14 protein-coding genes and 3 rRNA genes are annotated in these 20,621 nt (G+C 67.5%); 2 read left to right on the forward strand and 15 right to left on the reverse strand.

From position 1 onward, the window contains the following. Nucleotides 1-143 precede the first annotated feature (143 nt). From rrf to tyrS, 4 genes are all read right to left on the reverse strand, one after another. Nucleotides 144-260: ribosomal RNA gene (rrf, locus tag NYE39_RS04055) — 5S ribosomal RNA — on the reverse strand. A 107-nt stretch (nucleotides 261-367) separates the two neighbouring features. Continuing rightward, a 23S ribosomal RNA gene (locus NYE39_RS04060) occupies nucleotides 368-3,480 on the reverse strand. Between the two features lie 398 nt (nucleotides 3,481-3,878). Continuing rightward, nucleotides 3,879-5,401 (reverse strand): 16S ribosomal RNA (locus tag NYE39_RS04065). Together the 16S, 23S and 5S rRNA genes form the textbook arrangement of a ribosomal RNA operon. A gap of 637 nt (nucleotides 5,402-6,038) precedes the next feature. Further along, on the reverse strand, nucleotides 6,039-7,310 hold the full coding sequence (gene tyrS, locus NYE39_RS04070) for a tyrosine--tRNA ligase (RefSeq protein ID WP_192910377.1): 1,272 nt from the start codon (nucleotides 7,308-7,310) through the stop codon (nucleotides 6,039-6,041). On the opposite strand from tyrS, the gene NYE39_RS04075 reads away from it, so the two are divergent. Both NYE39_RS04075 and bfr read left to right on the forward strand, forming a co-directional pair. Further along, nucleotides 7,300-7,728: a (2Fe-2S)-binding protein gene (locus NYE39_RS04075; protein ID WP_192910378.1), complete on the forward strand. Its 429-nt coding sequence runs from the start codon at nucleotides 7,300-7,302 to the stop codon at nucleotides 7,726-7,728. The two genes, tyrS and NYE39_RS04075, sit on opposite strands and share 11 nt — an antisense overlap. Continuing rightward, complete coding sequence (gene bfr / locus NYE39_RS04080; RefSeq protein ID WP_072624801.1) at nucleotides 7,715-8,203, forward strand: bacterioferritin; 489 nt, start codon at nucleotides 7,715-7,717, stop codon at nucleotides 8,201-8,203. Before NYE39_RS04075 ends, bfr begins: the two co-directional genes overlap by 14 nt. Here the strand turns inward: bfr and NYE39_RS04085 are convergent. Genes NYE39_RS04085 through NYE39_RS04135 form a run of 11 tightly spaced genes read right to left on the reverse strand, consistent with a single transcriptional unit; the run spans nucleotide 8,190 to nucleotide 20,616 of the window. Further along, on the reverse strand, nucleotides 8,190-8,819 hold the full coding sequence (locus NYE39_RS04085; protein ID WP_072624802.1) for a DNA-3-methyladenine glycosylase: 630 nt from the start codon (nucleotides 8,817-8,819) through the stop codon (nucleotides 8,190-8,192). The two genes, bfr and NYE39_RS04085, sit on opposite strands and share 14 nt — an antisense overlap. A 1-nt stretch (nucleotide 8,820) precedes the next feature. Continuing rightward, nucleotides 8,821-10,269: an argininosuccinate lyase gene (gene argH / locus NYE39_RS04090; RefSeq protein WP_341011908.1), complete on the reverse strand. Its 1,449-nt coding sequence runs from the start codon at nucleotides 10,267-10,269 to the stop codon at nucleotides 8,821-8,823. Next, complete coding sequence (locus tag NYE39_RS04095) at nucleotides 10,266-10,778, reverse strand: hypothetical protein (protein ID WP_072624804.1); 513 nt, start codon at nucleotides 10,776-10,778, stop codon at nucleotides 10,266-10,268. The genes argH and NYE39_RS04095 overlap by 4 nt, the downstream gene beginning before the upstream one ends. After that, nucleotides 10,775-11,713 (reverse strand): ornithine carbamoyltransferase, encoded by a 939-nt coding sequence (argF, locus tag NYE39_RS04100; RefSeq protein ID WP_341011909.1) that lies wholly within the window; start codon nucleotides 11,711-11,713, stop codon nucleotides 10,775-10,777. Before argF ends, NYE39_RS04095 begins: the two co-directional genes overlap by 4 nt. Further along, a complete protein-coding gene (locus tag NYE39_RS04105) occupies nucleotides 11,710-12,918 on the reverse strand; it encodes an acetylornithine transaminase (RefSeq protein WP_341011910.1) in 1,209 nt (402 codons plus the stop codon). Before NYE39_RS04105 ends, argF begins: the two co-directional genes overlap by 4 nt. Further along, complete coding sequence (argB, locus tag NYE39_RS04110) at nucleotides 12,915-13,874, reverse strand: acetylglutamate kinase (RefSeq protein WP_072624807.1); 960 nt, start codon at nucleotides 13,872-13,874, stop codon at nucleotides 12,915-12,917. Before argB ends, NYE39_RS04105 begins: the two co-directional genes overlap by 4 nt. Before the next feature lie 14 nt (nucleotides 13,875-13,888). Further along, the gene (gene argJ, locus NYE39_RS04115; protein ID WP_341011911.1) at nucleotides 13,889-15,040 is read right to left on the reverse strand and encodes a bifunctional glutamate N-acetyltransferase/amino-acid acetyltransferase ArgJ; all 1,152 of its coding nucleotides are present in this window, start codon (nucleotides 15,038-15,040) and stop codon (nucleotides 13,889-13,891) included. Continuing rightward, nucleotides 15,037-16,104 carry an N-acetyl-gamma-glutamyl-phosphate reductase gene (argC, locus tag NYE39_RS04120; RefSeq protein ID WP_226282553.1) on the reverse strand — a complete coding sequence of 356 codons (1,068 nt, stop codon included), beginning with the start codon at nucleotides 16,102-16,104 and terminating at the stop codon, nucleotides 15,037-15,039. Before argC ends, argJ begins: the two co-directional genes overlap by 4 nt. Nucleotides 16,105-16,141: 37 nt before the next feature. Further along, nucleotides 16,142-18,661 carry a phenylalanine--tRNA ligase subunit beta gene (pheT, locus tag NYE39_RS04125; protein ID WP_341011912.1) on the reverse strand — a complete coding sequence of 840 codons (2,520 nt, stop codon included), beginning with the start codon at nucleotides 18,659-18,661 and terminating at the stop codon, nucleotides 16,142-16,144. Then, nucleotides 18,661-19,755, reverse strand: a complete 1,095-nt coding sequence (pheS, locus tag NYE39_RS04130; protein WP_341011913.1) for a phenylalanine--tRNA ligase subunit alpha — start codon at nucleotides 19,753-19,755, stop codon at nucleotides 18,661-18,663. Before pheS ends, pheT begins: the two co-directional genes overlap by 1 nt. 24 nt (nucleotides 19,756-19,779) lie before the next feature. Next, the gene (locus NYE39_RS04135) at nucleotides 19,780-20,616 is read right to left on the reverse strand and encodes a hypothetical protein (RefSeq protein ID WP_341011914.1); all 837 of its coding nucleotides are present in this window, start codon (nucleotides 20,614-20,616) and stop codon (nucleotides 19,780-19,782) included. Nucleotides 20,617-20,621: the final 5 nt, after the last annotated feature.

Below are 20,621 nucleotides of genomic sequence, written 5' to 3' on the forward strand. Positions count from 1 at the left end.
TCAACCTCTCTTGACCTGTTGTCTCGGGCCAGACTCTCCCGACCTGGGCACATGACGCAACACCCTGACGCGATGGTCGGCAATGGGGCCTGGAATGGCGAAAGCCCCCCAGCGTGGTGGCTGGGGGGCTTTCGTGAATGTTTGTCCGGCTGCGTCCTACTCTCCCACACCGTCACCAGTGCAGTACCATCGGCGCTGAAGGGCTTAGCTTCCGGGTTCGGAATGGGACCGGGCGTTTCCCCTTCGCTATAACAGCCGTAACTCTATGGAAATGCGTGGACAATCATCGTGTCCCGACCGTATCTCGGGAACTGCACAGTGGACGCGAACAATCTTCGTTCTTCTTTAACGCAACAAGGTTGTGTTGTGTATCAAGTTATCGGCTTATTAGTACCAGTCAGCTCCATGCATTGCTGCACTTCCACATCTGGCCTATCAACCCAGTAGTCTACTGGGAGCCTCTCGAACCGTAGTTCATGGAAACCTCATCTTGAGACATGCTTCCCGCTTAGATGCTTTCAGCGGTTATCACTCCCGAACGTAGCTAATGAGCGGTGCCCTTGGCAGAACAACTCACACACCAGAGGTTCGTCCAACCCGGTCCTCTCGTACTAAGGTCAGCCTCTCTCAAGTTTCCTACGCGCACAGCGGATAGGGACCGAACTGTCTCACGACGTTCTAAACCCAGCTCGCGTGCCGCTTTAATGGGCGAACAGCCCAACCCTTGGGAGCTACTCCACCCCCAGGATGCGACGAGCCGACATCGAGGTGCCAAACCATCCCGTCGATATGGACTCTTGGGGAAGATCAGCCTGTTATCCCCGGGGTACCTTTTATCCGTTGAGCGACGGCGCTTCCACAAGCCACCGTCGGGTCACTAGTTCCGACTTTCGTCCCTGCTCGACATGTCTGTCTCGCAGTCAAGCTCCCTTGTACACTTGCACTCGCCACCTGATTGCCAACCAGGCTGAGGGAACCTTTGAGCGCCTCCGTTACATTTTAGGAGGCAACCGCCCCAGTTAAACTACCCACCAGGCAATGTCCCTGATCCGGATCACGGACCGAGGTTAGATAACCAGAACGACCAGAGTGGTATTTCAACGATGACTCCACACACACTGGCGTGCATGCTTCACAGTCTCCCACCTATCCTACACAAGCCGTCCCGATCACCAATACCAAGCTATAGTGAAGGTCCCGGGGTCTTTCCGTCCTGCTGCGCGTAACGAGCATCTTTACTCGTAGTGCAATTTCGCCGAGTTCGCGGTTGAGACAGTGGAGAAGTCGTTACGCCATTCGTGCAGGTCGGAACTTACCCGACAAGGAATTTCGCTACCTTAGGATGGTTATAGTTACCACCGCCGTTTACTGGGGCTTAAATTCTCAGCTTCGCCCAAAGGGCTAACCGGTCCTCTTAACCTTCCAGCACCGGGCAGGCGTCAGTCCGTATACATCGTCTTGCGACTTCGCACGGACCTGTGTTTTTAGTAAACAGTCGCTTCTCCCTGGTCTCTGCGGCCCTTTCCCCTAGCCCGTAAAGAGCTTCAGGGTCCAGGCCCCCCTTCTCCCGAAGTTACGGGGGCATTTTGCCGAATTCCTTAACCACGATTCACTCGATCGCCTTGGTATTCTCTACCTAACCACCTGAGTCGGTTTGGGGTACGGGCGGCTCGAACCTCGCTAGAGGATTTTCTCGGCAGCATAGGATCACCCTGCTTCCCGCTAAAGCGGTCACCATCAGGTCTCAGGATACGTGCCAGGCGGATTTGCCTACCTGACTCCCTACACCCTTGGACGTGGACAACCATCGCCACGCGGAGGCTACCTTCCTGCGTCTCCCCATCACTTGACTACTACCAGCTCGGGTCACGCGTTCCACCCACCAGCGACACCCCGAAGGGCATCTAACGGTGAGCTTCAGGCGCTTAGCATCACTGGATTCATCATGGGCGGTTCTTCGCCGGTTCCGGAATATCAACCGGATGTCCATCGACTACGCCTGTCGGCCTCGCCTTAGGTCCCGACTTACCCAGGGCAGATTAGCTTGACCCTGGAACCCTTGGTTATTCGGCGGACGGGTTTCTCACCCGTCATTCGCTACTCATGCCTGCATTCTCACTCGTGTGGCATCCACGACTGGATCACTCCGCCGCTTCACTCGCCACACGACGCTCCCCTACCCATCAACACGCCTGGACACCACAAGGGTGCCGAGCAGTGTGTCAATGCCACAGCTTCGGTGGTGTGCTTGAGCCCCGCTACATTGTCGGCGCGGAATCACTTGACCAGTGAGCTATTACGCACTCTTTAAAGGGTGGCTGCTTCTAAGCCAACCTCCTGGTTGTCACGGCAACTCCACATCCTTTTCCACTTAGCACACGCTTAGGGACCTTAGCTGGTGATCTGGGCTGTTTCCCTCTCGACTACGGAGCTTATCCCCCGCAGTCTCACTGCCACGCTCTCACTTACCGGCATTCGGAGTTTGGCTAACGTCAGTAACCTGGTGAGGCCCATCGGCTATCCAGTAGCTCTACCTCCGGTAAGAAACACGTGACGCTGCACCTAAATGCATTTCGGGGAGAACCAGCTATCACGGAGTTTGATTGGCCTTTCACCCCTACCCACAGCTCATCCCCTCAGTTTTCAACCTAAGTGGGTTCGGTCCTCCACGACGTCTTACCGTCGCTTCAACCTGGCCATGGGTAGATCACTCCGCTTCGGGTCTAGACCCAGCGACTCATTCGCCCTATTCGGACTCGCTTTCGCTACGGCTTCCCCACACGGGTTAACCTCGCCACTGAGCACTAACTCGCAGGCTCATTCTTCAAAAGGCACGCCGTCACCCCACACGGAGGCTCCGACGGATTGTAAGCGCACGGTTTCAGGATCTATTTCACTCCCCTCCCGGGGTACTTTTCACCTTTCCCTCACGGTACTTGTCCGCTATCGGTCACCAGGGAATATTTAGGCTTAGCGGGTGGTCCCGCCAGATTCACACGAGATTTCACGGGCCCCGTGCTACTTGGGAACAATCATCTGGAGTCCACACCATTTCGTCTACGGGGGTCGCACCCTCTATGCCGAGCCATTCAAGACTCTTCGACTATGACATGAATTTCTTACTCCAGCCCAGAATGTCAGTCCTGGAACAGAAAGCCCCACAACCCCGAACCTGCAACGCCTGACAGCTATCACACAGACCCGGTTTGGCCTCATCCGCTTTCGCTCGCCACTACTCACGGAATCACTATTGTTTTCTCTTCCTGCGGGTACTGAGATGTTTCACTTCCCCGCGTTCCCTCTACCTGCCCTATATATTCAGACAGGAGTGACTGGACTTGCCTCCAGCCGGGTTTCCCCATTCGGAAATCCTCGGATCAAAGTCTGGTTATCGACTCCCCGAGGCTTATCGCAGATTCCTACGTCCTTCTTCGGTTCCTGGTGCCAAGGCATCCACCGTGCGCCCTTAAAAACTTGAGCCACAAAGATAAAGATGCTCGCGTCCACTGTGTAGTTCTCAACATACGGGCGGCAACCCCACCAACCAGCCACACCCACCCCCACAGGGGAGCAGTATGCAGACCAGGCAAGGCCCACAACCCAACCCCAACAACCGAAATCGTCGGGGTCGTGGTCCATGAAGCTTCACTCGCGTGAACCCTCAGGACCCAACAACGTGTCAGACACCCCACCCCCAAGCCAGCCACTTTCCACCACCACACACCCACCAGCAAAAAACCAGCAGATACCCGGCAGGTACTCGACCCACTCAGAAGCACAATGCCAAATAATCGATGTTCCACCCATGAGCACCTACCGCCGAACACTCGCCGGCGAAATAGGTCCTGGACCACCCAACGGTGGCCAGAGCTCCTTAGAAAGGAGGTGATCCAGCCGCACCTTCCGGTACGGCTACCTTGTTACGACTTAGTCCCAATCGCCAGTCCCACCTTCGACGGCTCCCCCCACAAGGGTTGGGCCACCGGCTTCGGGTGTTACCGACTTTCGTGACTTGACGGGCGGTGTGTACAAGGCCCGGGAACGTATTCACCGCAGCGTTGCTGATCTGCGATTACTAGCGACTCCGACTTCATGGGGTCGAGTTGCAGACCCCAATCCGAACTGAGACCGGTTTTTTGGGATTCGCTCCACCTTACGGCATCGCAGCCCTTTGTACCGGCCATTGTAGCATGCGTGAAGCCCAAGACATAAGGGGCATGATGATTTGACGTCATCCCCACCTTCCTCCGAGTTGACCCCGGCAGTCTTCCATGAGTCCCCACCATAACGTGCTGGCAACATAGAACGAGGGTTGCGCTCGTTGCGGGACTTAACCCAACATCTCACGACACGAGCTGACGACAACCATGCACCACCTGTATACCGACCCAAAGGGGGCAACCATCTCTGGAAGTTTCCGGTATATGTCAAGCCTTGGTAAGGTTCTTCGCGTTGCATCGAATTAATCCGCATGCTCCGCCGCTTGTGCGGGCCCCCGTCAATTCCTTTGAGTTTTAGCCTTGCGGCCGTACTCCCCAGGCGGGGCGCTTAATGCGTTAGCTGCGGCACGGAACTCGTGGAATGAGTCCCACACCTAGCGCCCAACGTTTACGGCATGGACTACCAGGGTATCTAATCCTGTTCGCTCCCCATGCTTTCGCTTCTCAGCGTCAGTAGTGGCCCAGAGACCTGCCTTCGCCATCGGTGTTCCTCCTGATATCTGCGCATTTCACCGCTACACCAGGAATTCCAGTCTCCCCTACCACACTCTAGTCTGCCCGTACCCACTGCAAGTCCGGGGTTGAGCCCCGGATTTTCACAGCAGACGCGACAAACCGCCTACAAGCTCTTTACGCCCAATAATTCCGGACAACGCTCGCACCCTACGTATTACCGCGGCTGCTGGCACGTAGTTAGCCGGTGCTTCTTCTGCAGGTACCGTCACTTTCGCTTCTTCCCTGCTGAAAGAGGTTTACAACCCGAAGGCCGTCATCCCTCACGCGGCGTCGCTGCATCAGGCTTTCGCCCATTGTGCAATATTCCCCACTGCTGCCTCCCGTAGGAGTCTGGGCCGTGTCTCAGTCCCAGTGTGGCCGGTCGCCCTCTCAGGCCGGCTACCCGTCGTCGCCTTGGTGAGCCATTACCTCACCAACAAGCTGATAGGCCGCGAGCCCATCCCCAACCGAAAAACTTTCCAGAAAGTGCCCATGCGGGCCCTTCTCGTATCCAGTATTAGACGCCGTTTCCAGCGCTTATTCCAGAGTCAGGGGCAGGTTGCTCACGTGTTACTCACCCGTTCGCCACTGATCCACTCCAGCAAGCTGGAGCTTCACCGTTCGACTTGCATGTGTTAAGCACGCCGCCAGCGTTCGTCCTGAGCCAGGATCAAACTCTCCGTTGATGATCAACACCCCAACACCCACCACCAAAAGCAGCAAGCACCAGGGCCAATCAATAACCCAACAAAGGGCTGAACCGTGACTGAGCAAGAACAACCAGCGCAATCGCTGTGTTCATTCATTGTCAACCAAAGGAAAAAAATCATCCGACCAACCACACCCACACCCACAAAGGCAAGGGCACAATCAGCCAAGACGAGGTATTGGCATCGATTTTTGACACGCTGTTGAGTTCTCAAGATTCACACGCACACCCATCACCACCAACCAACCGGCCAGTACTTTAAGGGGCAACTTCTTCAAGTTACTACTGTGATTGCCTCTGGGTCAAACTCGCTGATCCGGTGGATCTTGCGGTGCTTGTCGCCTGCGGCGATCTCCCACTCTAGCAGCCTGGCTGCCTCGCTCCAACTCGCTTCGCAGTGGCACCAAAGTGCTTCACGTGACTCGCTGGGAGTGGTGTCAGCTCGCGGGACCGGCCTGCTTGGTGCGACCCTGCAAGGGCCGCCGCGTGGTGTCCGTTCCTCCCTCTCGGGCTGACGTCGAGAACATTAGATCACCGATCCCGACTTCACCAAATCGGGGTCGGATCCCCCGAGTTTCCGGGCGATCCGACCCCGAGTGGGTGTCGTTGGCGGGTCAGCGCTGCCGGGCCGCCGCGAGGTTCCTGCGGCCCCGTCGCAGGACGGCCACCCGCCCGTGCAGGTAGTCCCCCGGCCCGAGGACGAACTGCTCGTCGGACACCTTGGTGCCGTTGACCGAGACCGCGCCGTCCGAGATCGCGCGACGCGCGGCCTTCTTGGAGTCGACGAGCCCGGTCGCCACGAGAGCATCGAGCAGCCCCGTGCCCACGGGGACATCGGCGCCGGGCAGCTCGGCCGTCGCGTCGAGCAGCGTGCCGGCGTCCAGTGCCGTGAGATCGCCCTTGCCGAAGAGGGCTTCCGAGGCCGCCTGGACCGAGATCGTGGCGGCCTCGCCGTGGACGAGCGTCGTCATGTCGGACGCCAAGGCTCGCTGGGCCGCACGACGGTGGGGCTCGTCCTTGACCAGCCGCTCGAGCTCGTCGATCTCCTCGCGGCCTCGGTCGGTGAAGACCTTGAGCAGCTTGACCACGGAGGCGTCCTCGACGTTGAGGAAGTACTGGTAGAAGGCGTAGGGACTGGTCATGTCGGCGGACAACCAGATGGCGTTGCCCTCGGACTTGCCGTACTTGACCCCGTGGGAGTCGGTGAGCAGCGGCGAGGTCAGAGCATGGACCGACCCGCCCTCCGCACGGTGGATGAGGTCGACCCCCGCGGTGAGGTTGCCCCACTGGTCGGACCCGCCGAGCTGGAGCGTGCAGTCGTACTGGCGGTAGAGCTCGAGGTAGTCCAACGCCTGGAGGAGCTGGTAGCTGAACTCCGTGTAGGAGATGCCCTCTTGGCTCTCGAGCCGGGCCGAGATCGCGTCCTTGCGGATCATCTGGTTGACCCGGAAGTGCTTGCCGATGTCCCGCAGGAAGTCGAGCGCGGTCATCGGTGCGGTCCAGTCGAGGTTGTCGACGAGGATCGCCGGGTGCGCGACGCCGCTGCTCCCGTCGAAGTCGAGGAAGGGGCGCACGAGCTCCTTGATCCGGGAGACGTTGCGCGCCGTGTGCTCCTTGGTCCGCAGCTGGCGCTCACTCGTCGGCTTGGGGTCACCGATGAGCCCGGTGGACCCGCCGACGAGGCAGATCACCTTGTGGCCGGCGCGCTGGAACCGTCGCAGGGCGACGAGCTGCACGAAGTTGCCGAAGTGCAGAGAGGGCGCGGTCGGGTCGAAGCCGCAATACACCGTGATCGGTCCGTCGGCGAGGGCCTGTCGCAGGGCGGCCTCGTCGGTGGTCTGCGCCACCGCTCCGCGCCACTGCAGCTCGTCGAGGATGTCGGTCACGGTCGTCTCGGTCCTTCCGGGAGGTTGCCGGGCACGCGGTCGCACGCCCGGAGACAGCCTGCCACGGACCGGGGCGACTGCCGTCAGGCGCACCGGTGGGCGAGAGTCGGTCCGCCATGTGGAACACCAGGTGACGAACCCTCCCTTCGTCGGGCTAAGGTATGCCTCACCTCACGAAGACGAAGGGAGACCGGGCGTGATCGTCTGTCACTGTGCCGTGGTCGGTGAACGCCAGATCGCCGACGCCGCCGCCGCGGGCGCGACCACCCTCTCCCGGGTGTGCGCGAGCACCGGAGCCGGCCGCGATTGCGGTGCCTGTGTCTTCTCAGTACGGCGGATCCTCTGCGAGAGTGTCGGGAGCGAGGTCGACACCGGCCTCTTCCCATCTCCCGCGGAGGTAGACCGTGCAGCCAGCTGACCCCCGAGTCATCACGCTCCTCAACGACGCGCTCACCCTCGAGTTGACCGTCGTCAACACGTACTTCCTGCACGCCCGCATGCTCGACAACTGGGGCCTGCCCCGCCTGGGCAAGGTCTTCTACGATCTGTCCATCGGTGAGATGAAGGACGCCGACGAGCTCATCGAGCGCATCCTGATGTTCGACGGCCACCCCAACGTCCAGAAGCTCAACAACATCCAGATCGGCGAGGACGCCAAGGAGATGCTCGAGCTGGCCCTCGCCAGCGAGATCGTCGCGGTCAAGCAGTTCAACTCCGCCGCGCAGGAGTGCCACGACCTGGGTGACCACGCGACCGCAGCGGTCTTCGAGGAAATGGCACGCGACGAGGAGGGTCACGCCGACTGGTTCGAGGCGCAGCTCGACGCCATCGTCCGCGTCGGCGTCGAGAACTACCTGGCCCAGCAGGTCGACGTGGGCGTCAACCCCGCCTGACCCGCGGCTTGCCCGGCCGATAGGCCGAGACCGTCGGCTCCCCGTCGAGCCAGAAGCGCCACGGGTAGTCGGCTCCGTCTCCCCCGGGTCCCGAGACCCCCACCCGCGGCCCGGTACGGATGCGCTGGGGGTCGACGGGCTCGTCGGGCGCGACGAGGGCGATGGGAGCCCGGCTCCCGACCAGCGCGCTGCCGTCGTGCTCGCCGGTCAGCCCCAGGGCGCGGGTCAGTCGACCTGGCCCACGGGCCAGGTCCCGCGCACGCACGTCGCCGCGGCGCTCTCGAGCGGTCTCCTCCCCCCGGACCACCTCACCGGCCCGAAGGAGGACCGCAGCGCACTCCCCCTTCGACCCCACGACGACGTTGGCGCACCAGTGGATGCCGTAGGAGCGGTAGACGTAGAGATGCCCGGGCGGACCGAACATCACCTCGGTGCGTGGGGTCATCCCCCGGTAGCCGTGCGAGCCCGGGTCGTTGCCGCCCCAGTAGGCCTCGACCTCGGTCAGGCGGAGCGTGACGTCGCCGGCCACCAGCCGGGTCCCGAGCAGCATGGGTGCGACGGACAGGGGGTCGCCCGCCAGGTCGGACCCGGTCAGGCGACGCCCCGTCGTGGTCACGTCAGCGAGCTTCGATCCGGCTCGTGGCGAACGCGGACAGCTCCTCGAGCAGGGCCGTGGCGTCGGCGAGCTGCTCGCGGACCCGGGCGGGGGCGGTGCCGCCCTTGGCGTCGCGGGAGGCGAGCGAGCCCTCCACCGACAGGACCTCGCGGACCCCCGGCGTCAGGTGCTCACTGATCCCGGCGAGGTCCTCGTCGGTGAGGTCCCACAGCTCGATGTCACGCTCCTCGCAGACCCGCACGCACGCCCCGGCGACCTCGTGGGCGACTCGGAAGGGCACGCCCTGGCGCACGAGCCACTCGGCGATGTCGGTGGCGAGCGAGAAGCCCTGCGGCGCAAGGGCGGCCATCCGCTCTCCGTGGTAGGTCATCGTCGCCATCATCCCGGCGAAGGCGGGCAGCAGGACCTCGAGGGTGTCGACGGCATCGAAGACCGGCTCCTTGTCCTCCTGGAGGTCGCGGTTGTAGGCCAGCGGCAGCGCCTTGAGGGTGGTCATGAGGCCGGCGAGGTCACCGACGAGACGACCGGCCTTGCCCCGGGCCAGCTCGGCCACATCAGGGTTCTTCTTCTGCGGCATGATGCTCGACCCGGTGGAGAAGGCGTCGTCGAGGGTGACGAAGGAGAACTCCTTGGTCGCCCAGAGGATGACCTCCTCGGCCAGCCGCGAGATGTCGACCGCCGCCATCGCCGCGACGAAGCAGAACTCCGCGACGAAGTCGCGCGAGGCCGTGCCGTCGATCGAGTTGGCGGTCGCCCCGGCGAAGCCCAGGTCCGCCGCGACCGCTTCGGGGTCCAGACCGAGGGACGAGCCGGCGAGCGCACCGGACCCGTAGGGGCTGAACGAGGTGCGCTCGTCCCAGTCGACGAAGCGCTGCACGTCGCGCAGCAGCGGCCACGCGTGCGCGAGCAGGTGGTGGCTGAGCAGGACCGGCTGGGCGTGCTGCAGGTGGGTGCGCCCCGGCATCGCCACGTCGATGTTGTCGCGGGCCTGGTCCACGAGCGCCCGCACGACGTCGAGGACGAGGCCGGAGACGACCCGGGCGTGGTCGCGCAGGTACATCCGGAAGAGGGTGGCCACCTGGTCGTTGCGCGAGCGCCCAGCGCGCAGCCGGCCACCGACGTCGGTACCGGCGCGCTCGATGAGCCCGCGCTCGAGGGCGGTGTGCACGTCCTCGTCGTCGAGCGCGGGCTCGAAGGCCCCGCTCGCCACGTCGTCGGCAAGCCGGCGCAGCGCGTCGAGCATCGCCCCGAGCGTCGCGTCGTCGAGCAGGCCTGCGCCGTGGAGGACGCGCGCATGGGCCCTCGACCCCGCGATGTCGTAGGGGGCCAGTCGCCAGTCGAAGTGCGTCGACTTGCTCAGGGCGGCGAGAGCATCGCTCGGTCCCCCGGCGAAGCGGCCGCCCCACAGGCTCACCCGCTCGGCGGTCGTCGCGGTCTCGTCCTGGGTCACGGTGCCTCCTGGCTGTCGGTGGTCTGGGCCAGGCCCAGCAGCTGTGCGGTGACGGCGGCACCCTCGTCAGGGCCGCCGGTGATGATCATGATCGTGTCATCCCCCGCGATCGTCCCCAGCACTCCCGTGAGACGTGCGTGGTCGATCGCCGAGGCGAGGTAGTTGGCGGCACCGGGGGGTGTGCGCACGACGACGAGCTGGGCGCTCGCCCTGGCCGTGACGAGGAGCTCCTCGCTCAGCCGGCGCAACCGGTCGTCGTACTCCGCCGGGTCGACGGCCGCGCGCGGGGTGCGGTCGCCCCCTTCGCCGGGGATGGCGTAGACGAGGTCGCGGCCCACCCGCACCTTTTCGGCGCGCAGCTCGAGCAGGTCCCGGGACAGCGTCGCCTGGGTGATCTCGATGCCGTCGGCAGCGAGCAGCTCGAGCAGCTCCGGCTGGCTGCGCACGGCGTGCTCCCGCAGGAGCTCGATGATCCGTGCCTGCCGGCCCGGTCGGGTCGCGGGGATCATGACGAGGCGCGCAGCAGGAAGGTGAGCAGGGCCTTCTGCGCGTGCAGCCGGTTTTCGGCCTCGTCCCAGACGACCGACTGCGGGCCGTCGATGACGTCGGCAGCGATCTCCAGCCCTCGGTAGGCGGGCAGGCAGTGCAGGACGATCGCATCCGCGGCGGCGTGGTCGAGCAGCTGCATCGTCACGGCGAAGGGGGCGAAGGGCGAGGTCTGTCCGGTACGGTCGCCCTTCTCGCTCTCCATGCCCATCGACACCCAGGTGTCGGTGGCGACGACGTCGGCGCCCGCCACCGCGGCCGTGGGGTCGTCGGTGACGAGGATCGAGCCGCCCTGCTCGCCGGCGATGCGCTCGGCCCTGGCCAGGACGTCGGCCGAGGGCTGGTGGCTCGCCGGGGTGCCGATGCGCACGTGCATGCCGGCGAGGGCGCAGGCAAGCAGGTAGGAGTGCGCCATGTTGTTGGCCCCGTCGCCGACGTAGGCGATGGCGCGTCCGGCGGTGCTGCCCTTGTGCTCGCGGATCGTCAGCAGGTCGGCGAGCAGCTGGCAGGGGTGGTAGTCGTCGGTGAGCGCGTTGACCACCGGCACGTCGACGTGGTCGGCCATCTCCTGCAGCCGGTCCTGACCGTGCGTGCGCCAGACGATGGCGCTCACCTGGCGCCCCACGACCCGGGCGACGTCGGCGATCGACTCGCGGGTGCCGATCTGGGCGAGGTTGCCGTCGACGACCATCGGGTAGCCGCCGAGCTCGGCGACACCCGTGGTGAAGGACAGCTGGGTCCGCAGGGTCGGCTTGTCGAAGATGATCGCGACCGACCGGGGCCCGGCGAGCGGCTGCTCGGCGTGCCGGTCGGCCTTGAGGGCGGCCGCGAGGTCGAGAACCGCGGACTGCTCCTCGGCCGTGAGGTCGTCGTCGGCGAGCAGGTGACGGACGGTCATGCGGACTCCTTGGCGGCCTCGTCGAGGATCCCGGGCAGGGCGTCGACGAAGCTCGTGAGCTGGTCGGTGGTGATGGTGAGCGGCGGCGCGAGACGCAGCGCGTCGGGCGCGACCGGGTTGATGATGAACCCGTGACGGCGAGCCACGAGCGCCGCCGCAGGGGCGATCGGCTCGGTCAGCGCGATGGCGCGGAGCAACCCCGCCCCGCGCACCCCGGCGACCAGCGGGTGCTCCAGCGCCGCGACGCGGTCGACGAGCAGCTCGCCGGCAGTGACCGCGTGCTCCATCAGGCCCTCGGACTCGATGGTCGACAGCACGGCGAGGGCAGCGCTGCACGCGAGCGGGTTGCCGCCGAAGGTCGAGCCGTGCTGGCCGGCCGTGAGCAGCCCGGTGTTCTCGGGCCCGAAGGTCACCAGGGCACCGATCGGCACTCCCCCACCGAGGCCCTTGGCGACGGTGATCGCATCGGGCACGACGCCGTCGAGCTGGTGGGCGAACCACGCCCCGGTGCGCCCGACGCCGGTCTGGATCTCGTCGAGGACGAGGAGGGTGCCGGCCTCACGGGTGATCTCGCGGGCTGCGGCGAGGTAGCCCTGCGGCGGCGTCACCACGCCGGCCTCGCCCTGGATCGGCTCGAGGAGGACCATCGCGGTGTCGGGGCCGACGGCCGCGCGCAGGGCCTCGACGTCGCCGGGCGCGATGTGCGTGACGCCGGGCAGGAGGGGCTCGAAGGGGGCCCGGTAGGCCTCCTTGTGGGTCAGGCTCACCGCTCCGGTGGTCCGGCCGTGGAAGGCGCCGCCGACGGCGACGATGCCTGTGCGGCCGGTGCGCCGGGAGAGCTTGATCGCCGTCTCGACGGCCTCGGAGCCGCTGTTGCAGAAGAAGACGCCCGACCCCTGGGGCGCCTGCGCGACGCGCAGCAGCGCCTCGGCCGCCTCGATCTGCGCGGGGGTCGTGAAGAAGTTGCTCACGTGGACGAGCTCACCGGCCTGCTTGGAGATCGCCGCGACGAGCTCGGGGTGACCGTGACCGAGCGCGTTGACGGCGATGCCCCCGAGGAGGTCGAGGTAGCGGGTGCCGTCGACGTCCCACACGTAGGCGCCCTCACCGCGGGCGAGGACGAGGCCGGGGAGGCCGAAGACCCCGATGTGGCTGGCGCGATAGCGCTCGAGCAGAGCCTGGTGCTGCTCGCTGGGGGTGCTCATGAGGGGCTGCCCTCCCCTTCGTCGTCGGTGTCGTCGGGGTCCGGCAGGATCATCGTGCCGAAGCCTTCGTTGGTGAAGAGCTCGAGGAGCATCGAGTGCGGCTGGCGGCCGTCGACGACGTGCGCCTGGGGCACGCCGTGCTCGACGGCCCGGATGCAGGCCTCGAGCTTGGGGATCATCCCGGAGTCGACCGTGGCGAGCAGGTCGCGCGCGCCCGAGGCGGTGAGGTGCGACAGCAGCGAGTCGCGGTCGGGCCAGTCGGCGTAGACCCCGTCGACGTCGGTGAGGACGACGAGCTTGTGTGCCCGCAGGGCGACGGCCAGTGCTGCGGCGGCGGTGTCGGCGTTGACGTTGAGCACCTGACCGTCGACGTCGAGGTCGGGTGCGATCGTCGAGACGACCGGGATCCGACCGGCGTCGAGGATGTCGAGGACGGCCGCCGGTTCCACGGACTCGACGTCGCCGACGAGGCCGATGTCGACCGGCTCACCGTCCACGACGACGGCCTTGCGGCGGCCGCCGAAGAGACTCGCGTCCTCGCCGGACAGGCCGACGGCCACCGGGCCGTGCTGGTTGAGCAGGCCCACGAGCTCGCGGCCGACCTGGCCGGTGAGGACCATGCGCACGACCTCCATGACCTCGGGGGTCGTCACCCGCAGGCCGCCCTTGAACTCGCTCTGGAGTCCGAGTCGGTCGAGCATCGCCTGGATCTGCGGGCCGCCGCCGTGGACGACGACCGGGCGCAAGCCGGCATAGCGCAGGAAGACGATGTCCTCGGCGAAGGCCGCCTTGAGCGCGTCGTCGGTCATGGCATTGCCGCCGTACTTGATGACGACGAGTGCCCCGCGGAAGCGCTCGAGCCAGGGCAGGGCCTCGACGAGGGTGCTCGCCTTGGTCTGGGCGACCCGCAGTGCGGCCGCGTCGATGGCACCGCGAAGGGTGGATTCAGCAGGCATGCCTGTCATTCCGTTCACGTGGAGTAGGCGGAGTTCTCGTGGACGTAGTCGTGGGTCAGGTCGTTGGTCCAGACCGTCACCTCGTCGTCACCGGCGTGCAGGTCGACCTCGACGCGCACCTCGCGGGCCTCGAGGTCGACGAGCGTGCGGTCCTCACCGACCCCGCCGGCACGGCAGACCTGCACGCCGTTGATCGACACGTCGAGCCGTGCGGGCTCGAAGACGGCCGAGGTCGTGCCGACCGCAGCCAGCACGCGGCCCCAGTTGGGGTCCTTGCCGAAGATCGCGCACTTGAAGAGGTTGTTGCGGGCGATGCTGCGGGCGACCTCGAGGCCGTCGGCCTCGCTCGCGGCCCGCTGCACGACGATCTCGATGTCGTGGTGGGCGCCCTCGGCGTCACCGATGAGCTGGCGGGCCAGGTCGGCGCAGACCTCGCGCACCGCCTCCGTGAGCTCCTCGCGGGAGACGGTGGTCCCGGACGCGCCGGAGGCCATGGCGAGGACGGTGTCGTTGGTCGACATGCACCCGTCGGAGTCGATCCGGTCGAAGGTCGTGCGGGTCGCCTCGCGCAGGGCCGCGTCGAGGTCGGCCGCACTCGTCACCGCGTCGGTGGTGACGACGACGAGCATCGTGGCCAGGGCGGGGGCGAGCATCCCGGCCCCCTTGGCCATGCCACCCACGCTCCACCCGTCGCGGGTGGCCGCAGCGGTCTTGGGCACGGTGTCGGTCGTCATGATCGCCTCGGCCGCGGCGGCTCCCCCCTCGGCGGTGAGGGAGCCGGCGGCAGCGGTGACGCCCGCGGTGAGCTTGGCCATCGGCAGCAGCTCACCGATGAGGCCGGTGCTGCAGACGACGACGTCGCCGGCCGAGACGCCGAGCGCCTCGGCCGTGTGCTCGGCGGTGGCGTGCGTGTCCTGGAAGCCCTGCGCCCCGGTGCACGCGTTGGCACCGCCGGAGTTGAGCACCACTGCGTCGGCACGACCGTCGACGAGGGACTGGCGTGACCAGGTGACCGGGGCAGCCTCGACCCGGTTGGTGGTGAAGACCGCCGCCGCGTGCCGGTCGGGGCCGTCGTTGACGACGAGGGCCACATCGGGTCGGCCGCTCGCCTTGAGGCCGGCGGTGACGCCGGCGGCGCGGAATCCTGCAGGGGTCGTCGTGCTCACGGTGCCACTCCCGTCGTCGGCAGCCCGGTGGTCTCGGGGAGACCCAGGGCGAGGTTCATGGACTGCACGGCGGCGCCGGCCGTCCCCTTCGTCAGGTTGTCCTCGGCCGCGATCGCGACGACCCGGCCACTCCGCTCGTCGAGGACGACCTGGACGTGGACGAGGTTGGAGCCGACGACGCTGCCCGTGTGCGGCCACTGCCCCTCGGGCAGCAGGTGGACGAAGGGCTCGTCGGCGTAGGCCCCCTCCCACGCGGCGCGGACGGTCGCCACTGTGGCGCCGGCAGCGGCGCGGGCCGTGACGGTGGCCAGGATGCCCCGCGGCATCGGCGCGAGGGTCGGCGTGAAGGAGACCGTCGCGTCCTGCCCGGCGGCCCGGGAGAGGTTGCGCTCGATCTCCGGCGTGTGCCGGTGGACCCCACCGACGCCGTAGGGGCTCATCGCGCCCATGACCTCGGACCCGATGAGGTGCGGCTTGGTCGAGCGGCCGGCGCCGGAGGTGCCGGAGGCGGCGACGACGACCACGTCGCCGGGCTCGACGACGCCCGCGGCCAGGCCGGGTGCGAGGGCGAGGCTGGCGGCCGTCGGGTAGCACCCCGGGACGGCGATCCGCCGCGCGCCGGCGAGGTCGTCACGGTGCTTGGTGCCGTCGGCCCGCACGAGCTCGGGGAGCCCGTAGGGCCAGGTCCCGGCGAAGGGGGTGTCGTAGTAGTCCGTCCAGTCCTGCTCGTCGTCGAGCCGGAAGTCGGCCCCGCAGTCGACGACCGTCACGTCGTCAGGCAGCTGCTCGGCGATCGCCGCGGAGTGCCCGTGCGGCAGGGCGAGGAAGACCACGTCGTGGCCGGCGAGCGTGTCGGCGGACGTCGGCTCGAGGACCCGGTCGGCGAGCGGCTGCAGGTGCGGCGCGAGGTCACCGAAGCGGACCCCGGCATTGCCCGAGGCGGTGAGTGCGCCGCTCTCGACGTCTGGGTGGCCGAGCAGGAGCCGAGCGATCTCGGCTCCTGCGTAGCCGCTGGCTCCGGCAATGGCTGCGGTGATCACCTGCATGACCATACGCAGACGCATGGTTTCATGCAAACGCGTGCCACAAGGCTCGCCGGGGTCAGCGCTGCTGGGCCCCCGTCGCCGAAGCCGCCGAGGCCACTGCCCGGTCGCGCAGCGCACTGACCTCGTCGGTCGTGAGCGTGCGACCGGAGCGGAAGGTCAGGCGGTAGGCGAGCGACTTGCGCCCCTCGCCCACCTGGTCACCCCGGTAGACGTCGAAGAGCGTCAGCGACTCGAGGTCGTCACCCGCACCCGAGCGCAGCGCAGCGGCGACGACCGCGGCGGGCACGCCCTCGTCGACGACGAGCGCGACGTCGGTGTTGGCGACCGGCTGGGTGGACAGCTGGGCGGGCTTGACCGGCTCACCGGAGGCAGCGACGATCGCGTCGAGGTCGACCTCGGCCGCGACGGTGCGCTCGGGCAGCTCCAGGCGCGAGCAGACCTTGGGGTGCAGCTCACCCGCGTGGCCGACGACCGCGCCACCGGGCACGGAGACCGCGACGCAGCGCCCCGGGTGGAAGGGCTCCCGCTGCGCGGCCTCGACGCCCAGCTCGACGCCGATGGAGTCACCGATCGCCCGCACCCACCCGACGACGTCGGTCGGGTCGACGGACCGCGCGGGCCCGTGGGGTCCGGCGGCCAGCGCCGCCCCGGCCGCGGCGATGGCCACGTGCCGCGGCTGCGGGGGCACGCCGTCGGTGATCTGCTGGAGGGTCGGCGCGGCGGGCAGCACCCCACCGGGCGGCAGCGGGAGGGGGGTGATCCCGCCCGCCGTCACGAGGCCGATCTCGTAGAGCCCGACGTCGCGGTGACCCCGGGAGACATTGCGCCGCAGGGTGTCGAGGAGCGTGTCGAGGATCGAGGTGCGCATGATCGGCGCCTCGTCCTGCAGCGGGTTGGCCAGCCGCACCGTCGTGCGTCGCGGGTCGTCCGCGCTGTAGCCGAAGGCATCGTGGCGCTCGCTCGAGGTGAAGGGGTAGGAGAGCACCTCGACCAGACCGGTGGCCGCGAGCGTGCGGGCGACCGTGCGCCGCGCCCGCTGGCCGTGGGTCAGACCACGCCCGGCCGTGGCCCGGGGCACGACGGACGGGATCTGGTCGTAGCCACGCACCCGCGCGACCTCCTCGACGAGGTCCGGGCCGTCACCGAGGTCGGGGCGCCAGGTGGGCGGCGTGACGAGGAGGGACTCCCCTGAGTCCACCACGGTGCACCCGATCCTGGTGAGGGTCTCGACGACCTCATCGCGCGGGTAGTCGAGCCCGATGTAACGGCTCGGCAGCGCGGGGTCGAAGGGGATGGCCGCGGGCTCGGCGACGGACCCGATGTCGGTCGCCGCGTCATCGGCCGTACCGCCGCCGTGCTCGACGAGCAGGTCGACGGCCAGCTGGGCGGCCGCAGCCGTCACGGCAGGGTCGACACCCCGTTCGAAGCGCTTGGACGCCTCGGTCGTCAGCCGGTGCCGACGCGAGGAGCGGGCCACGGTGACGGAGTCGAAGTGCGCCGCCTCGACGAGCACATCGGTCGTCGTCTCGTCGACCTCGCTCGTCGCGCCACCCATGACGCCGGCGATGGCGAGCGGTGTCGTGCCGCCGTCGGTGATGAGCAGGTCAGCGGGGTCGAGGGTGCGCTCGACGTCGTCGAGGGTCATGAGGGTCTCTCCCGCCCGGGCGCGACGCACCTCGATGGCTCCCCCGAGCTTGGCCAGGTCGTAGGCGTGCAGCGGCTGACCGAGCAGCATCATCACGTAGTTGGTGACATCGACGGCCAGCGAGATCGGCCGCATGCCGACCTCGGTCAGGCGGCGGCGCATCCACGTGGGTGAGGGTGCCGACGCGTCGATCCCGCGCACGACGCGGGCGACGAAGCGGTCACAGCCCGGCACACCGTCGACCGGCGCCTCGTCGACGAGCCGCACCTCGTGCCCGGGCCCGGTGGCCGGCGCGACGACGATGTCCGCGGGGTCGGCGAAGGGGGTGCCCTCGGACAGCGCGTACTCCCGCGCGATGCCGCGCATGGACAAGCAGTACCCGCGGTCGGGCGTGACGTTGACCTCGACCGTCTCGGCGTCGAGGCCGAGCACGGGGATGAGGTCGTCACCGGGGGTGAGGGCCGCCAGCACCTCCGGGCGGTCGGCGAGGTACTCGGTGAGCACGATGATGCCGTCGTGGTCCTCGCCGAGGCCCAGCTCGAGCGCGGAGCAGATCATGCCGGCGCTCACGTGCCCGTACGTCTTGCGCGCGGAGATCTCGAAGTTCCCCGGCAGCACACCGCCGGGCAGGATCACCGCGACGAGGTCACCCACGTCGAAGTTGTGCGCGCCGCACACGATGCCCTGCGGCTCGCCGGTGCCGTTGGCGGCACCCACGTCGACCTGGCACCAGTTGATCGTCTTGCCGTTCTTCTGCTCCTCGGGCGTGCGCTCGAGGACCTTGCCCACGACGAGCGGGCCGGTGACCTCGCCACCGAGGATGTCCTCCTCCTCGAGACCCACCCGCACGAGGGTGGCGGCGACGTCCGCCCCCTTCGCCTGCGGATCGACCTCGGTCAGCTCACGGAGCCACTCGATCGGTGCCCGCATCAGATCTCCATCCCGAACGCCGCCGAGAAGCGGACGTCTCCCTCGATGATGTCGCGCATGTCGGCGACGCCGTGGCGCAGCATGAGCGAGCGCTCGATGCCCAGGCCGAAGGCGAAGCCGGTGTACTCGTCCGGGTCGACGCCCGCGGCCGCGAGCACGCGACGGTTGACCATGCCGGAGCCGCCGAGCTCGATCCAGCCGGTGCCGCCGCAGGTGCGGCAGGAGGAGTCGGCACCACGGCAGACCCAGCACTGGCAGTCGATCTCGGCGCTCGGCTCGGTGAAGGGGAAGTAGTTGGGCCGCAGCCGCGTGACGATGCCCTCGCCGAAGAGCCCCTGGACGAAGGCGTCGAGCGCCCCGCGCAGGTGGGCCATCGTGATGCCCTTGTCGACGACGAGACCCTCGAACTGGTGGAAGACCGGAGTGTGGGTCGCGTCGAGGTCGTCGGTGCGGAAGACCTTGCCCGGGCACAGCACGTAGATCGGCGGCTCGCGGTCGAGCATCGTGCGGATCTGCACCGGCGAGGTGTGCGTGCGCAGCACGACGCCGGCGTCGGCCGGCTCGACGAAGAAGGTGTCCTGCTCGCCGCGGGCCGGGTGGTCGGGCCCGATGTTGAGCGCGTCGAAGGTCAGCCACTCGGACTCGATCTCCGGCCCCTCGGCGATCTCCCAGCCCATGCCGACGAAGATGTCCTCGACCCGCTCGGTCACGAGGCTGATCGGGTGCCGCGCCCCGAGGCGCTGGTGCGGGCTGGGCACGGTCAGGTCGAGGGTCTCCTCGACGAGGATCCGCTCGTCGCGCTCGGCCTCGAGCTCGGCCTGCCGGGCCGAGAAGGCCTGAGCGACGCGGCCTCGGGCCTGGCCGACGCGCTTGCCGGCCTCGGCCTTGGCGCTCGGCGGCAGCGCACCGATCTCGCGGTTGGCGAGGGCGAGCGGGCTCTTGTCGCCCTGGTGCGCCCCGCGGATCCGCTTGAGCTCGTCGAGGGTCGTGGCGGCCGCGGCGGCGTCGAGCGCGGCCTGAACGGCCTCGTCGATCACCTGCGGGTCGAGCGCGGCGACCTCGACCGGGTCGTAGTTGGTGTTGGGTCCTGACACGAGGCCCGAGTCTACGGGCCCTCGTCAGTCCAGATCGTGCACGGTCAGCCGGTCGCGCGGGTGCAGCCGGCCGAGGACGAGGTTCATCACCGGCTCGGGTCCGCGCTGGTGGCGCGAGTAGGCGGTGGCACCGGACTCGTAGAGCTGGTGCAGCCGCCCGTCGACGACGACCGAGCCCTCGGCCATGGGCGGCAGCAGGGTGTTGCGTCCGGTCAGGGGTGTCCATCCTCCGTCCCGGCGGAAGTCCCCCGCGTCCACCCGGGTGAGGGTCGACGGCGCGGTGCGCCCCCAGCTGCGCGAGAACCACACGGCCCGATCCTCGTCGAAGGCCATCCCCTGGGTGCGCGGCGGGACGACGAGCTCCTCACCGCTCCACTGCGGACGTCCCTCGTCGTCGAGGACGTAGCGGTAGGTGCGCCCCGGTCCGTCGACGACGAACTGGGTGACCCACAGCTCGCCGTCGTGGGCGGTGACGGTCGAGCTGGCCTTGACCTTGACCGTGAGCACCGGGTCGGCGATGCCCTCGCGCAGCCGGGCCGTCTCGTGGACCTGCAGCCGCCCCCGACCACTGACGTAGGTCCGGTCGCCGAGGACGGTCACACCCCCGTAGTGGTCGAGTCCGGTGAGCTCGACGCGGGCCGTGGTCTCCCCCTTCGCATCGGCGATGACGAGGAGGCCGTCCCGGGGGTTGCGGGCGTCGTAGAAGGTGTAGAGCCACTCGTCGCGCTCAGCGTCGTGGGCCAGCCCCTGGGGCACCTCCGTGCCGCCGGGGACGAAGGGGATGACCGCACCGGCCTCGACCTCGCCCGGTCCGCGTCGCCGCCACCTGATCCACTGCCGCAGGGTCCGCCACCACGTCATGGCAC

Source organism: Janibacter sp. FSL W8-0316 (assembly GCF_038004165.1).
GTDB classification, from domain to species: domain Bacteria; phylum Actinomycetota; class Actinomycetes; order Actinomycetales; family Dermatophilaceae; genus Janibacter; species Janibacter indicus.